Genomic DNA, 16,314 nt, shown 5'->3' with positions numbered 1-16,314 from the left:
TTAGAGAGAACTTAGGAGGTGGAAGTGTGGCAGATACGGCAATCAAACACCAAAATCGGAATCCTTACTTTGATAATGTTAAATTCTTTCTTATTTTTTTGGTTGTTGTTGGTCATGTTATTAGTCCGTTAAAAGGGCAGGAGGATTTTCTTTTTGATTTATATGCAATGATTTATATTTTTCATATGCCTGCCTTTATTTTAATTTCCGGTTATTTTTCGAAGGGCTATAAAAAGAAAGGGTACTTACAGAAGACATTTAAGAAAATTCTTATTCCATATTTTATTTTTCAAATTTTCTATTCGATTTTTTATTATTTGAATGGAGATAAGGGGTTAAGTTTTGAATTGTTTTCACCACATTGGACGTTATGGTTTTTATTAAGTTTATTTACGTGGAATGTGCTTTTATATGTATTTGGAAAATGGCGTTGGCTTGGTTTATTCATAGCGACTGCGATCGGTGTGGGTATTGGATTTATAGAATCTGTTGGAACTTGGATGAGCTTATCAAGAACATTTGTCTTTTTTCCGTTCTTCTTTCTTGGATTCTTATTAAGTAAGGAAAATTTTGAAAAGCTAAAGCAATATAAATACAGCCCGCATATTGGAATTTTTGTTTTATTAAGTGTTTTTATAATCGTCGTTGAGTTTTTTCCTGAAGGGGGAATTCCTTGGCTATTTGGTTCACAATCCTATGTAGAGATGGGAAGAGGTTATGTGATTGATGCCGCTGTTCGTTTAGCACAGTATATAGGAACATTAGTTGTGTTAGTTGCTTTTATGGCGGTTGTACCAAATAAGGAATATAGCTTTACGATAATTGGTCAACGGACGATGTCGATCTATTTATTACACGGGATTATCATTCAATTGATTCAAACGTTCATTTCAAAAAGTACCTTACATGATTTTGCGAACAACTATGCGTTATTGATCGGTTTATCACTTCTCATTTGTATCGCCTGTGGAAGTTATTATTCGAAAAAGGTATTGCCGATTTAATTCCTTATATTGTTTTACCTATGATTTAAAGCATACACATGATTGTTTTTGTGTATGCTTATTTTCTGTTCGTTCATAATAAAAAAACTTCGTGTTCCAAAATATTATGAATTAGGCTAAAATGTATAAATATATAGAAAAGACAAAATAGTTCGGGGTGTTTATGGAGGGGGGACTAGTGTGAAAATCATTTGGAGTTACATAAGACCATATCGATTTGCGATGTGGATCGCCATTTTTCTGATGTTTGTTGAGTTAATTGTTGAACTCATTCATCCATTATTATTAGCGAAAATTATAGATGATGGGATTATGCAAAATGATTTACAAAGTGTCCTTTATTGGGGGGCGATTATGGTAGGGGTTTCTTTTATAGCTTTTATCGCTGGAATTGTGAACTCCTTTTATGCTGGGCATGTTAGTCAAAGTACAGGTCTTGATTTAAGAAATGGATTATATGATAAGGTTCAGGCTTTTTCTTTTGCCAATTTACAAAAATTCCAGACGTCATCGTTAATTACAAGGTTAACAAATGATGTCACACAAATACAAAATACGATTTTTATGAGTTTACGAATTATGTTGAGGGCACCCCTTTTAGTTGTCGGTGGCGTCATTATGGCTCTGTTCATAAATGTGCATTTAGCGATGTTTTTAGTCGTGACAATTCCTATTCTGATTGTTTTTTTAGTTTTTGTGATGAGAAGAGCGTCCAAGCTATTTAAGCTCGTTCAGCAAAAGTTAGATGGCGTTAATTCAATCATTCGCGAACATTTAGGTGGGATGAAACTGATTAAAGCGTATGTAAGACGAAAACATGAGGTGAGACGTTTTACAGAACGTAACAAACAGCTAATGGAAAAAACAGTGTCTGCTTTAAGGCTTTTAGAAGCGACGATGCCTATTCTTTTATTCGTGATGAACTTAGCGATTATTGCGATTTTATGGTTTGGGCAAGCTTATATCACAGCAGGAAATGTGCAAGTTGGTGAAGTGGTCGCGATTATTAATTATGTACTTAGAATTACAGGTGCCTTAACGGTGTTTGCGATGATTATTATGGTTTTTTCAAGAGCACAGGCATCCTCAGAACGGATTAATGAAGTGTTAACGACAGAGGTCGATATGCAAGAAGAAGAAAATAGGAAAGAAGCGAATCCATTAAATTCTGAAGTGATTAAGTTTAAAAATGTTTCGTTTAAATATCCGAGTACAGGTGACTGGGCTTTAGAGCATGTGAACTTTTCGGTTCGTAAAGGAGAAACGGTCGCGATTATGGGTGGAACTGGCTCAGGAAAAACCTCAATGTTTCAGATGATTCCGCGCTTATATGATACGACAGAAGGGGATATTTTTATTGAAGGAGTCAATGTGAAAGAACGTCATGTTGATGATTTACGAAAATCGATTGCTTATGTTCCTCAGGAGGTCCTTTTATTTAGTGGTACGATCAAAGAAAACATTGCTTGGGGAAAAGAGGGAGCAAATGATGCACAAATAAGACAAGCAGCGATTGACGCTCAAATTCACGAGACGATTTTATCATTACCAGAACAATATAACGGGAAAATTGGACAAAAGGGTGTGAATTTATCAGGGGGACAGAAGCAAAGAATCTCGATTGCAAGAGCATTAATTCGAAAGCCGAGAATCTTACTTCTAGATGATAGTACGAGTGCTCTAGATGTACAAACAGAAAAAAAATTTTTAGAAGCGTTGAAACAATACGAATGTACGACGTTAATTATTACACAGAAGGTTATGAGTGCCCAAGCAGCTGATCGAATCTTATTATTTGATGAAGGAAAAATTGTGGCAACAGGTGACCATAATCAACTGTTAAAGGAATCTCCACTTTATCAAAAAATAGTTCAGTCACAAGAACGTGGAGGTGTGTTTGAAAATGCTTAAACAATTAAAAGAACCATTTGAATATGAGCGTATCCCGATTGAGCAAACGCCTCCACAAAAGCAAGCTGGACAAACAGGCAAACCAAAAGTAGAAAATTGGTATCAAACGATCAAAAGGGTTTGGAGTTATTTAGCCGTTTATAAGGTTCAAATTTTCTTTATTTTATTACTTGTTGTGGCTTCTTCAGCTTTAGCCTTAGTTGGTCCTTTTATCGTCGGACGAGCTGTTGATTTTTATTTAGTATCAAGAGAAACTGATTTTTTTGTTCAAGTACTAATTGCCTTAGCTCTTGTTTATTTCCTTCATTCCCTGACGCTTTGGCTTCAAAATTTTTGGATGGTAGGGATTGCTCAAAAGACGATTTTTACGTTACGAACTCAGCTTGTGAAGCATTTACATAAACTGCCGCTTCCGTTTTTTGATAAAAGGCAGCACGGCGAGTTAATGAGCAGAGTCACAAATGACATTGAAAATATTAGCTCCACTTTAAATAGTTCCGTTATCCAAATTTTCTCCAGTGTGCTGACCTTTGTCGGAATCATTGCGGTCATGTTATTTGAAAGTGTGTTACTGACGGTTATTACGATGCTAGTCATTCCTTTAATGTTTTTTGGAATGAAGTGGATTACAAAGAGAACATCGGTCTTTTTTAAAGAGCAACAGCGACAAGTTGGGGAAATTAATGGTTATATCGAAGAAACGATTTCTGGGCAAAAAATTGTCAAGACTTTTTCCCAAGAAGAGCGTGTGATTCGTGAATTTAGAGAAAAAAATAAAAAATTACGACGTGCCAGCTTTTGGGCCCAAACGTATTCTGGATTTATTCCGAAAGTAATGAACGTTTTAAACAACTTAAGTTTTGCCTTTATAGCAGGGATTGGAGCCATTTTAGCACTGAACGGACATGTTTCAGTCGGAACGATCGTTATTTTTACTGAGTATTCAAGACAATTTACCCGACCGCTTAATGATTTAGCGAACCAATTTAATATGTTGTTATCGGCTGTTGCAGGTGCGGAGCGGGTATTTGATATTTTGGATGAAGAAGAGGAAAAGGATAAACAAGAAGCGAAGCAAGTGAGTTCTTTTAACGGCGATGTGGAGTTTGAGCAAGTTGTTTTCTCTTATGATTCAGCTCAAGCAACGCTCGCTGGCATGAGCTTTCATGTCCCAGCTGGAAATGTGCTCGCCTTAGTCGGTCCAACTGGAGCAGGAAAAACAACGATTGTCAATTTGTTAGCGAAGTTTTATCATCCTGTTTCGGGGCAAATAAAAATTGATGGTCAAGATATTCGCTTGATTCAAACGGAAAGCCTTCGTTCACAAATGGCTTTTGTTTTGCAAGATACCTTTTTATTCGAAGCAACAATTCGTGAAAATATTCGTTATGGAAGATTGAATGCAACGGATGAAGAAGTAGAGAAAGCGGCCAAGCTAGCTAATGCAGAAGCATTTATCAAAAAAATGCCGTCTGGTTTTGATACCGTTCTCGACCAAGATGGAAGTGGAATTAGCCAAGGGCAGAAGCAATTGCTTTCAATAGCCCGTGCGATACTCGCAGACCCGGCTATTTTAATATTAGATGAAGCGACGAGTAGTATTGATACGATAATGGAAATGGAAATTCAAGAAGCCCTACAAGTGTTAATGAAGGATAGAACAAGCTTCATCATAGCCCACCGTTTAAATACGATTGAACGAGCCGATAAAATTCTAGTCATACAGGAGGGAAATGTCATCGAGCAAGGCTCACATGATGAGCTCCTTTCCAAAAAAGGTTATTATGCTCATATGCATGGGGCTTAGAGATATAAATGGAAGATAGTAAAAGCCTTTAAGGGTGCCCAACTGCATCTCTTAAAGGTTTTTTGTGTGACAATTAACGGCTTTAAGTTTTGTAATCATACAAAATATAAAAAAATATAAGGATATTTTTATAAAAAAATGGAGGTTATTAAAAGTTGATGTCGAATTATCCTTTTATATTATATGTGTGGAAGGAGAAGAGTGAGGCGTGTGTTAGTTGCAGAAAAGCTATTATTACAAGTGTTAATCGTCTTAACCCCAGGTTTTTTAATGAGTTTATTTTATAATGGAAAAAGAATGAGCAACTCTTCAACATGGTTCTTAGCCATCCTACATTCAACAGTCGCTCTCATTTGTATGAGCGTGTCTTATATTGAATTCCAAGTGCCTTGGGACTTTCGCTACATTCCTTTAATTCTCAGTTTTTTATATGGTGGGGCAAGAGTAGGGTGGATTGTGACAGCAGTTTTGGTCGGTATTAATTTATTAAATGCTTTTGATCTGTCGACGATATTGACTTCGATTGTTATCGCTATAGTAAGCCATATTATGTTTATGAGGTATCGTTTGTGTCGCTCCCGTATTACTAAAATGGCTATCCTTTTATCATTAGCATTTTTTAGTTTGTTTTTGAAATTTTTGTCAATAGCTGATGAGCTCTTCATTTCATTGGAGTCGACTGCGATGGTTCTTCTTATGAACCATATGGTTTTTTATTTTATTGCCTTTATTTTAACGACGTTATTCTCGATGCTATTATATGAATTAATTAATGAAAAAAATCGAATTTTAGGAGAAATTATTCAGAAAGAGAGGCAGAACACTGTAGCCGAATTAGCGGCTTCCATTGCCCATGAAGTTCGAAATCCGCTTACTGTCGTAAAAGGATTTTTGCAATTAATGCGAGAAGATTCTAAAAGGGAAAATGAAGTTGAATATTATAATTTAGCTTTAAGTGAGCTAGAGCGAGCAGAATATATAGTGACCGATTATTTAGATTTTGCCAAACCAAAATTGAACAAAATTGAAGTTGTGAGCGTTACCAAATGTATACAGGAAGTAGTCAGTTTATTAACACCTTTAGCCTTGAAGGAAAATGTTGAGTTGCTTGCTATTTATACGGAAAATATTGATATTAAAACAGACCGTTATCAGTTTAAACAAGTCCTTATTAATTTTATTAAAAATTCAATTGAAGCTATTAACGGAGAGGGTAAAATCAATATCAAAGTTCATCAAAATAAAGGGCAAGTTTATATCAAAATTAGTGATAATGGTAAGGGGATGAGCCAGGAGCAACTTAAACAAGTTGGTACCGTTTATTATACGACAAAAAAAGAAGGCACCGGTTTAGGGACAATGGTTTCATTTCAGTTAATTAAACAAATGGGAGGTAAAGTTACTTTTTACAGTCGTGAAGGTGTTGGAACGGATGTACAAATCGCACTACCACTTTATATGAATGGAAGAACAGTAGGTGCATGGCGGGTGACGCCTTGATGAGGATAAAGACCAAGTAATGAATGTCAAGCTTTAATAAAAAATCATTAGATTTACGGGAAATAGTAAGCTGATTAGCTTGCTGTTTTTTTGTTTTGGTGAGAAAAAAAGCCGAGCAACAGCGCCAAAAATAGAAGCGTGATAACAAACATAAATAACTCCCGCACCAAGATACTTAATATCCGGTGCGGGAGTTGAGGTTGTTTAGGCAGAATGCTGATTGGAAGCTTCGGGCTGCTGTTGCTGCATGGGTAGATTCCTATATCTGAATTTCATATTTCCGTAGATGATTCCAAAAATAATGATAACGACTCCTACCCATTGTGAGGGGAGCACTTGTTCATTTAATATCAGAATCGACATCAGTAAAGCAACCGGTAATTCAGACGATGATAAAATGGTTCCCAAACCTGCACCGACATGTGGCATACCAATTGCAAATAATAATGGTGGCAATGTAACTCCGAATAATCCTAATAATAAACCGTATGGAGCTATCGCTACGATTGTTGTTGGTTCAAGTAAAAACAACGGAGGGAAAATAATAAATGTAATAATTAACCCACCTATTGCAAAAATAGCACTTCTTTGGATTGGCGGTAATTCTCTGCCAACGTTTCCGCTAACATATGCAAAGGATGAGAAACTAATCGCTGCTAAAATTCCCCAAACTATACCTATCATTGAGATGTTCGCAAACCCACCAGATAGAACTCCCGCGGCTAAAACCGAACCAATGATTAATAGAAAAATCGAAACGAGCTTTTGCTTGCTCGGTTTTTTCTTGTCTAAAATATATTCAAGTAACGTTCCAACCCAAACGAATTGGAATAAGAAGATGATGGCTAATGAAGCATCTAATGTTTGTAACGATTGGTAATAAAAGATCCCTGTTAATCCCATAGGAATTCCGCCTGCCGCAACAATTGCAAAGCGTTTTCCTGTGACTTTCTGTTTTTTGGTAAATAATACAAGCAACCAGATTAATAGTGTTCCAATAATAAATTGACTCCCTGTAACTTCGGCGAGTTGAAAGCCTTGGGCATAAGCAAGCTTAACGAATGTTGAAAGAACACCAAAGCAAGCTCCTCCTAATAATACTGCTAACGGATAAATGGATTGTTTCATAAAAAATACACCTCAGTTCAAAAGTTGATCGTAGTTAAATCAAATTAATTTTTTTTAGAAAAAAGTAAGGATATTCACTTCATTCTCATAACTATTTATAACAGCAAAAAACCACACATCAATGAAGGTCATTAATGTGTGGCGAAAAAGAAAGGGAAGCCCCTTCTTGAAAAGTCCACAAATCCACATGGGTTTTGTATTAAATTATGTTCGTTCGTTAGAAATTCTAACAAGAGAAAAAAATAAAGTCAAGGAAAAAATAAAGAAAGGCTTCAAAAATGGTTAACTGTCTGTCATGTCAAAGGTTGCTAAGTGAAGGAATGTGAATCCGTTTCAGGAGAGAATCAGCATAGAAAAGAGGGATGAACAGTGAACTTTTCTTATCAAAACCGCACAAAAATTTTAGGGAGTATGGAAAAAAAGGAGCTTGACGTTCTGGTTATTGGTGGAGGTATCACGGGAGCTGGAATCCTTTTAGATGGACAATCAAGAGGGTTACAAATGGGATTAGTTGAGATGGATGATTTTGCAAGTGGGACATCTAGCCGGTCAACAAAATTGATTCATGGAGGATTACGTTACTTAAAACAATTCGAAATCAAACTAGTAGCGGAAGTGGGTAAGGAGAGAGCGATTGTTTATGAAAATGCTCCACATGTGACAACTCCGGTGAAAATGATGCTTCCTTTTTATAAAGGTGGAACATTTGGACGATTGACGACATCTTTTGGTCTAAAAGTATATGATTATTTGGCCCAAGTTAAACGGATTGAACGGAGAAAAATGCTTTCAAAAAAAGAAACGATCACCCGTGAACCTTTATTAAAACAAGACGGTCTAAATGGTTCTGGAGTTTATGTTGAATACCGAACAGATGATGCAAGACTAACGCTTGAAATCATCAAAAAAGCGCATGAGCTAGGGGCTAAGGCAGTTAATTACGTTGAAGCGAAACACCTTATTTATAAGGATAAAAAAATTGTCGGTGTCAAAGTGGAAGATTTACTCTCAGGGAAAAGTAAGACGATTTATGCCAAATATATTGTTAATGCAACAGGTCCTTGGGCTGATAATTTGAGAGAACAAGACCGTTCAAAGGAAGGGAAGTATTTACACTTAACAAAAGGGGTTCATATTGTAATCGATCAAAAAAAGTTACCAATTAATGATGCGATTTATTTTGATACCCCTTTTAAGGACGGAAGGATGATTTTTGCGATACCACGTGGCCAAAAAACATACATCGGAACAACGGATACGGACTATTTTGGTGATCCAAAAGAAGTGAAAATGATGAGAGAGGATTCAACGTATTTAATTCGTGCAATTAATGGTTTATTCCCCAAACAAAAGCTAAAGGAGGAGGATATCGAATCCAGTTGGGCGGGGCTTAGGCCGCTCATACACGAACAAGGTAAAGGTCCTTCTGATATTTCAAGAAAAGATGAATTATTTTTAGCGAAATCTGGTTTAATTACGATTGCAGGAGGAAAGTTAACAGGATATCGTAAAATGGCAGAAAAGACGATGGCTGTGATTGAGACTCGAATTCAAGAGAGTGAAAACCGCACACTCCCAAAAAGCGAAACTGCTAAAGTGATTCTTTCAGGGGGAGAAGTGGGTGGATCAGCTCAGTTTGAGCGATTTATCGAGAAAAATATTCCATTTGGTAAGGAAGTCGGTTTTTCTGAAGAGGAAGCGAGGCAAATCGTTGAAAAGTATGGTTCAAATTGTAACTTAATATTTGAGTTGGCGAAAGCTCATTTTTGGGAGTTAGAACGAACGGGGTTGCCTTTAGCTGTTTCCTCGACCCTCCTCTATAGTTTGGAGCATGAAATGGCCATTTGTCCGTCTGATTATTATGTGAGACGCTCATCGTTGTTACTTTTTGACATAGGACTTGTAAAAAAGACGAAAAATCGCACCTTAAATTGGCTCGGGCGAAAATTAAATTGGACGAATGAACAGAAGCGAAATTATACACGAGATTTAGATAGACAGATGGAGATTGCGACAAGTGGAATTGAAAATGACGACTACTAATAAAAAGGTTCATATATCACAAGATAGAAAAATAGCGAAAAGCAGGAAATCCCTAAAAGAGGATTTTCCGCTTTTTAATTTTTTTTAGATAAGCAGAAACATAGGAAGGGAAGCACTAGGAAGAGGACTTTGTTACTGAACAGCTTCAAAGCTGGTACCATATTTTCAGGCCTTGTCTCATATAGTGAAGTAAGAGATATAGATGAGGAGAGAAATTATGAACCGATTTGTGAAAGGTGCTCTGTTATTAATGGTTGCCGCTTTCCTAGGAGAGTGTCTAGAATTTATCATTAACATTGTGTTAGCGAGGGAATTAGGTGAAGAAGGACTTGGCCTGTATATGTCGATTTTTCCCACGATTGCTTTTATCGTCGTCATTGCGAGCCTTGAGCTTCCGATTTCAATATCTAAGTTTGTTGCTGAAAAAGAAGAGTTATTTCATCATAGTATGCTTAAACATGCTCTTCGTTTTGCGAGTCTTTGTACGATTGGTTTTATTTTAATTGCTTTCGTTTTGTTTCCACTTATCCCTGTTTTTGATCACTATCATCCTTTAGTGAAATGGTTGTTTATTATTTTAATACCGGTCATTACTTTTAGTTCTGTCGCCCGTGGTTATTTTATGGGTGCTCAAAAGATGTCAAAAATCGCCATTTCCAACTTTTTAAGGAGGGCTGTTCAACTTCTATTCCTTATCATTATTTTTCAATTGTTTCAATTTGATTTACAAACAGCCATTTTAGTCGGTTTATCAGCTGTGATCGTTTGTGAAATGGCGGTTTTAGCTTACTTAATTTTAGCTTTTGTCGGGCAAATGCGAGGGTTTAGAAAGCAGCCAAGAGCTGAAATCCCAGGGAAGAAAGTGCGAAAGTCATTATTAGAAGTCTCTTTACCGACGACTGGTTTACGAATCTTCCATGCGGCAACTTTTGCGATGAAGCCATTTTTGATTAAAGCTGCTTTAATGCGGGCTGGTTTAGTGGAGTCGATGGCTGTTATACAGTATGGCAAGCTTGCCGGGGTCGCGTTTGCGATTGGCTTTTTTCCGGCTTTTATTGCTCATTCGCTTTTAATAGTTCTAATTCCAACCGTTTCAGAAGCATATAGTAAACGGAATTATGAAGAACTTCATAATTTACTGCGAAAAGTACTGATTTTTACAGGACTATATGGTTTTCCAATTGTAGCGATATTTTATTTATATGCCGAACCATTGACGACTTTATTTTTTGAGAATTCTCCAGCTGCTGGTTATTTGCAGTTACTAGTCCCATATTTCCTTTTTCACTATTTTGTGATTCCGATGCAGGCTTATTTAATTGGCCTGGGGCTAGTGAAGGATGCTTTTATTCATTCTGTGATCACGACGATTATTTCGTTTGTGATGATGTTTACACTTGGATCCATGCCACAGTTCCAAATGGGGGGAATTATTTTAGGGATGAACATGAGTGCGGTGTTGCTGACTTTCCTCCACTATGCGACAATCTGTAAGAAGCTTGGGGTCACATGGACGCTCAAAAAAGATCGCTTAAGTGATTTACGATTTTAGTTAATTGATTTTTCGGAAAAAATCCATCAAAAATAGGATAAAAATGTTAGAATAAGAGACAAATGACGTAAAGGACAGACAAAATGAAAGTGATTACGGCAGGGTGTTTTATTATTTTTTTTATCTTATTAGAAAACATAGAATTGAGATTACATCCAGGTTTTTGGCTTTGGGTTGGGTGCTTTGTCGCTATGATGAGCACAGAAGCATTGTGGAAGAATCGACTTTATTTAGTCGGAATTCTCGTTGGTATGGTGGTAATAGCTCAGTTTATGCTTTTCTCAGTAGAAATGCAGTCTCCATGGCTAATGTATTTTTGGCTCTTATTTTTGGTTAATGATCTTGAAAAGAAGAAGTGGTTGTTTTTCCTTATAGTCGGAGTCACATTTATTCCGTTGATTTTGTATCGCGATGTTTCATTTTCGCTTTTTTATACGGCAATTTTGACCCTTCTGTTATTTAGTTTTTGGCAGAAAAATAAAATGGAGCAAGCGGCATTAGCATATGAGAAAGACTGGAAAAGCTTATTAATTGAATACAGGAAATTAAAAAGGCTATTACAAGTTCAAGAGGAAAATGCTAGAGCAGAAGAGAGGACGAGAATTGCTCGTGATATTCATGATAATGTCGGACATCAATTAACCGCTTTAGCGATGCAACTTGAAATGGTTGAAATCACCCAGGAAAACGGAGAGGTGGATGAAGTGGCTCTTCGACAAGCAAAGGAACTCGCCAAACAAAGCCTAACGGAAATGAGGCAATCTGTTCAGGCATTACGAAATGAAGAACTGAAAGGTTTTTCTTCGGTTATACAACTTATTCGCCGTTTAGAATCGGAAAGTCATATCCAAGTAAATTTAATCACGCGTAAAGGAGCTTTATCTGCCCCCTTAACGAGTGAGCAAATGATTACGATTTATCGAATTGTTCAAGAGGGGTTAACGAATGCAATGCGACATGCTCATTCAAGAGAAGTGGAAGTGATTTTTGAAGGAATCGCTAATCATGCCTTTACTGTATTGGTCAAAAACAATTATTACTCTGAAGAACGTTTTCATAAAGAGGGTTTTGGTTTAACGAATCTCAGAGAACGAGTTGAACAATTAGAGGGACGATTTACCGTATTAAAAATGAACAATGAATTTAAAATAGAAGCTTATTTACCGTTAAAGGTATCACAATCATGAGTTGAATAAGGGGACAAAGAATGGTTAAGAATCGAATTTTATTAGCGGAAGATCAAGCTTTAGTTCGTCAAGGTTTAAAAATGATGATCGAGTATTCTGGAAAAAATGAAGTGATAGTAGAAGCGTGTAATGGCAAGGAAGCACTCGAGCTCTATCCTAAACATATTATTGATTTAATTATTATGGATATCCGGATGCCCAAAATGAATGGCCTTGAGGCGACCAAAAAGTTACGGCAGCTTTACCCAAAAGTTAAAATCTTAATTCTCACAACGTTTGCCGATGATGAATATGCATTGGAGGCATTAAAGCTTGGTGCGGCTGGTTATTTATTAAAGGATGCCGACCGTGAACGTCTATTGTATTCAATTGATAAAGCTCTTGAAGGTGGAATGGCTTTAGATGAACAAGTCGCTGCAAAGGTTGTTCCGCAACTATTTATGAACAATCAAGAAAAAAAGCCGTTGCCGATTCCATTAACAGAAAGAGAACGTTCACTTGTTTTTCTAGTAGGAGAAGGTAAAAGCAATCAGGAAATTGCCGATACATTATTTCTTTCATTAGGGACTGTTAAAAATTTAATGAGCCAACTGTTAACTAAATTACAACTGCGCGATCGGACGCAGCTCGCTATCTTTGCTTTAAAACATGATATTGATGAATAATCTGTGCTCCTAAAAGTCACTTGATGTGCTTTTAGGAGCTTTTTGTTGAAGTCAAATTAATTATTTCGCTATTTCTAAAAATGACTAAAGTCACTACTCAGATAAACAGGAAATGACTTTTTATAGTAGGGCGATTTTTATGAAAGATTTAATCTATAGATAGATAACGGTAAGGAGGCTATTAGATGATTGAGGTCGTCAATTTAAAAAAGAAATACAAAAAGAACGAAGCAGTAAAAGGGATCAATCTTTTTTTAGAGAAAGGGGAGTCTGTTGGGTTACTCGGACCAAATGGAGCAGGGAAATCTACAGCTATTTCACTCATATCTTCCTTGTTAAAACCTACTAGTGGTGAAGTTCGTTTAAATGGAAAAGTAGTTTGGGAAAATTCAAAAGAAATGCGAAAAATCGTTGGTGTTGTCCCGCAAGAAATTGCTTTATATCATGAGCTTTCAGCTGAAGAAAATCTCTTGTTTTTCGGAAAGATTTATAAAATGGATTCTAACCAATTAAAACAAAGAATAGAAGAAACGTTAAAATTAGTCGGACTATCTGAACGAAAAAAAGAACGGGTTAAGACGTATTCAGGTGGGATGAAAAGGCGTTTAAATATCGCAGCTTCTATACTTCATCAACCAGAGTTTTTAATTATGGATGAACCGACTGTTGGGATTGACCCGCAATCAAGAAATCATATTTTGAATTTAGTAAGGAAATTACAAAAAGAGAGCAATGTCACTGTATTATACACAAGCCATTATATGGAGGAAGTGGAGGCTGTATGTGACAGAGTTTATATAATGGATCAAGGAAATATCATTGCTTCAGGGACAATATCAGAGCTGAAGGCAATATTATCTTCGGAGCAAACGGTAGAGCTTACGATTATGCAAAATAATGAAGCACTCTATGAACGGCTAAAACAGAATGAAGCATTTAAAGTATCACAAAAATCGGAATTGGTTTATAAAATCATTGCCCCTCATTCTTATGATTTATTTGACTTATTAGTGAACCAGTCAAATGAATTAGGTGTCAAAATTAAGGCATTAGAAGTAAAGTCACCAACATTAGAAGATGTTTTTTTACATTTGACAGGCAGAAATTTAAGAGATTAAGGGGGGAGGGGTGTGTTTTTTGCATTAATTAAAAAGGATTTAAAATTGATTTTACATGATCGGATGGAACTTCTTGTTTTATTACTGATGCCTGTTGTTTTAATAGGGATATTAGGAGTAGCAATTGGAAATATTGGTGGAAGTGAAGATCGTGCAATGCTCCATTTAGCAATCGTTGAGGAAGAAGATTTACAAGAATCATTAAGTGAATATAAAGAAATCTTGGAAAGTAGAGGATTGGAGAGTAACCAGATTAGAAGTATTTTAGAGGAAGCAAGAGCTTTTTCTATTCCTGAAATTTTGAGGGAGGATGTATTTACTGAAGAGGAATTTATGGTTCAACTTACTGAGGAGCTTTCTGAAGAAGAAGCGATTAATTCTGGGCTATATGATGGGATTTTTATTGTGGAACGAGGCTATCGTCTCGCGTTTTGGGATTATATATTTTTCCGATCAGGGGAGCTTTTACCGCTCGCGATTAAAGTCAATGAAAACCCATTTTATATGTCCATTATTGAACAAATGATGAACCACTTCTTTTTGCAAATTCATTTCGAGGTGGAATTAGCGTCATTAAAGGATCACTTTGATTTATCCCTACTAAATGAACATAAAAACTTTAAAGAAGAAATTGTTGTAGCTAATCGTTTAATTTCAGGGTTTGATTATTACGCGGTCGGCATGGTGACGATGTTTGTTTTATTTGGAACCTCCTTTATTGCTAGTTATGCAATGACTGAAAAATTTTCGCATATTTTTATGAGGTTAAAAGTGGCCAATCTCCCGTTTATTTATTATATGTTAACAAAATGGCTGTCGAGCTTTATTATCGCCTTTTTGCAAATTAGTATTATCTTTACTTTTTGTTATTTTGTTTATCAAGTTAGTTGGGATAATATCGGATTATTTCTTATCGTGACAAGTTGTTTAAGCTTGATGGTTGGAGGAATGACAACGGTTTTAACAGCGATCAACTTTTTAACAAATTCATATAGAGCGGTCAGTGCATTTTCCTATTTTGGTGTAGCCTTATTAGCGTTTATTGGTGGAAGTTTCGGATATATTCATTCTTATTCTCCAATCCTTGCTAATCTAGCAGGGGTTACCCCCAATGGAGTTGCGATGGAAGGATATTTTGTCGCGATGGTTGGTGGGACATTAAACGATATTTCATCTATTTTTCCTACCGTTATCTTTTTTTCTTTCTTCTGTTTTGTCGTCTCTCTTTTTATTTTTTCAAGAAGAGGTGATGTTCAATGAAAGCGATAATTTGGGGAGAATGGAAGCAAGTTCTAAGAAATCCACTTAGCCTGATCGGTACAATCGTCTTAACGGTCATCTTTGCGATTGTCATGGGGCAGGGAGGAAATACTACGGAAAAAACGGTACCGATTTTTTCGAACAGTTTATCTAAGGAGCAGCTTATTGTTGAAGTCAATAAATTAAATGAAGCAGAAGCCCTTCGTTTTGAAATCAGAAGTGAAACGAATATTCGCTCGGGTTTAACGAATCAAGCCTATGATTTGGCGATCCATTTAGAGGAGAAAGATTATCAATTATTTTTATCGAGACAATCCGAATATAAGCGTTTAGTAGAAGCTGAGATGACAGCTTATTTTAATCAGAAACGTCTGAGTGAAAATGAGATTGAATTAGAAACCTATTCAGCAGATGCTTATACAAAATATGAATCATTTTCTAATGAAGATGGTTTACCATTTGATATGACCCTGCATGCTTTATTCGGATTCAGTTTATTTTTTGTCTTTTATACGGTTGCCTTTTCGATTCAATCGATATTATATCAAAAGGAATTTGGTTTATGGGATCGGGTCATTCTTTCCCCAACAACCAAAACCGAAATGTATGTAGGGCAAATATTGTTTAGTTTTCAAATTGGTTATATCCAATTATTAATCATTTATTTTATTTTTAAGTTTATAGTGGGGATTAATTTTTATGGAGGGTTTTTAGTCGTTTTAATTGCTGTTATTCCATATTTAGTGGCTCTTGTATCTTTAGGAATTTTAATAAGTGGTCTCGTTACAAATGTCAGGCAACTAAATGGGATCGTTCCATTTATCTCGGTCAGTATGGCCATGTTAGGTGGAGCCTTTTTCCCACTAGATATTGTTTCTTCTGACTTGATTTTGTTTTTATCGAAATTTTCACCGACTAGCTACGGTTTGGAAATGCTAAAAGGGGCAACGGTATATCAATGGAGGTTTGAACAATTTCTGCTTCCTGCTTCGGTTCTATTTGGCATGTGTGCTTTCTGTATGGGAGTTGGCTTGAACTTAATGGAAAAACGAATGAAATATAAAAAAGGGTAAAGAAGCCACATGTCCGAGCTTTTGGTTTCATATGATGGAGGGAGGAGTAAAACCTTCCTCTTTTTT

General features: G+C 36.2%; 12 protein-coding genes. 11 read left to right on the top strand and 1 reads right to left on the bottom strand.

Annotated elements, in window-relative coordinates:
• Positions 1 to 26: 26 nt before the first annotated feature.
• From AA0017_RS13975 to AA0017_RS13960, 4 genes are all read left to right on the top strand, one after another.
• Positions 27 to 1,004, top strand: a complete 978-nt coding sequence (locus tag AA0017_RS13975) for an acyltransferase family protein (RefSeq protein ID WP_413375303.1) — start codon at positions 27 to 29, stop codon at positions 1,002 to 1,004.
• Positions 1,005 to 1,184: 180 nt separating this feature from the next.
• Positions 1,185 to 2,915: an ABC transporter ATP-binding protein gene (locus AA0017_RS13970; RefSeq protein ID WP_413375301.1), complete on the top strand. Its 1,731-nt coding sequence runs from the start codon at positions 1,185 to 1,187 to the stop codon at positions 2,913 to 2,915.
• Positions 2,908 to 4,722, top strand: a complete 1,815-nt coding sequence (locus AA0017_RS13965; RefSeq protein ID WP_413375300.1) for an ABC transporter ATP-binding protein — start codon at positions 2,908 to 2,910, stop codon at positions 4,720 to 4,722. Before AA0017_RS13970 ends, AA0017_RS13965 begins: the two co-directional genes overlap by 8 nt.
• Before the next feature lie 210 nt (positions 4,723 to 4,932).
• Positions 4,933 to 6,222 (top strand): ATP-binding protein, encoded by a 1,290-nt coding sequence (locus AA0017_RS13960; RefSeq protein WP_413375298.1) that lies wholly within the window; start codon positions 4,933 to 4,935, stop codon positions 6,220 to 6,222.
• 204 nt (positions 6,223 to 6,426) lie between these two features.
• Here AA0017_RS13960 and AA0017_RS13955 read toward each other — a convergent pair whose 3' ends face one another.
• The gene (locus AA0017_RS13955) at positions 6,427 to 7,350 is read right to left on the bottom strand and encodes an EamA family transporter (RefSeq protein ID WP_413375296.1); all 924 of its coding nucleotides are present in this window, start codon (positions 7,348 to 7,350) and stop codon (positions 6,427 to 6,429) included.
• A 369-nt stretch (positions 7,351 to 7,719) separates the two neighbouring features.
• Here AA0017_RS13955 and AA0017_RS13950 point away from each other — a divergent pair, with 369 nt between their 5' ends.
• The 7 genes from AA0017_RS13950 (at position 7,720) to AA0017_RS13920 (ending at position 16,248) form a co-directional block, all read left to right on the top strand.
• Positions 7,720 to 9,393, top strand: a complete 1,674-nt coding sequence (locus AA0017_RS13950) for a glycerol-3-phosphate dehydrogenase/oxidase (RefSeq protein ID WP_413375294.1) — start codon at positions 7,720 to 7,722, stop codon at positions 9,391 to 9,393.
• 217 nt (positions 9,394 to 9,610) lie between these two features.
• On the top strand, positions 9,611 to 10,945 hold the full coding sequence (locus AA0017_RS13945) for a polysaccharide biosynthesis protein (RefSeq protein WP_413375292.1): 1,335 nt from the start codon (positions 9,611 to 9,613) through the stop codon (positions 10,943 to 10,945).
• Between the two features lie 83 nt (positions 10,946 to 11,028).
• Positions 11,029 to 12,132 carry a sensor histidine kinase gene (locus AA0017_RS13940; RefSeq protein WP_413375290.1) on the top strand — a complete coding sequence of 368 codons (1,104 nt, stop codon included), beginning with the start codon at positions 11,029 to 11,031 and terminating at the stop codon, positions 12,130 to 12,132.
• A 20-nt stretch (positions 12,133 to 12,152) separates the two neighbouring features.
• Positions 12,153 to 12,797 carry a response regulator transcription factor gene (locus AA0017_RS13935; protein WP_413375288.1) on the top strand — a complete coding sequence of 215 codons (645 nt, stop codon included), beginning with the start codon at positions 12,153 to 12,155 and terminating at the stop codon, positions 12,795 to 12,797.
• Between the two features lie 185 nt (positions 12,798 to 12,982).
• Positions 12,983 to 13,915 carry an ABC transporter ATP-binding protein gene (locus tag AA0017_RS13930; RefSeq protein WP_413375286.1) on the top strand — a complete coding sequence of 311 codons (933 nt, stop codon included), beginning with the start codon at positions 12,983 to 12,985 and terminating at the stop codon, positions 13,913 to 13,915.
• Positions 13,916 to 13,927: 12 nt separating this feature from the next.
• Positions 13,928 to 15,175: an ABC transporter permease gene (locus tag AA0017_RS13925; RefSeq protein ID WP_413375284.1), complete on the top strand. Its 1,248-nt coding sequence runs from the start codon at positions 13,928 to 13,930 to the stop codon at positions 15,173 to 15,175.
• Positions 15,172 to 16,248 (top strand): ABC transporter permease, encoded by a 1,077-nt coding sequence (locus AA0017_RS13920; RefSeq protein ID WP_413375282.1) that lies wholly within the window; start codon positions 15,172 to 15,174, stop codon positions 16,246 to 16,248. Before AA0017_RS13925 ends, AA0017_RS13920 begins: the two co-directional genes overlap by 4 nt.
• The last annotated feature ends 66 nt before the right edge of the window (positions 16,249 to 16,314 follow it).

The organism is Alkalihalobacillus phoenicis (assembly GCF_047302405.1).
GTDB lineage: Bacteria > Bacillota > Bacilli > Bacillales > Bacillaceae_D > Alkalihalobacillus.
Note: the sequence above shows the minus strand (reverse complement) of the source record. Positions and strands in the feature narration are given on the sequence as shown.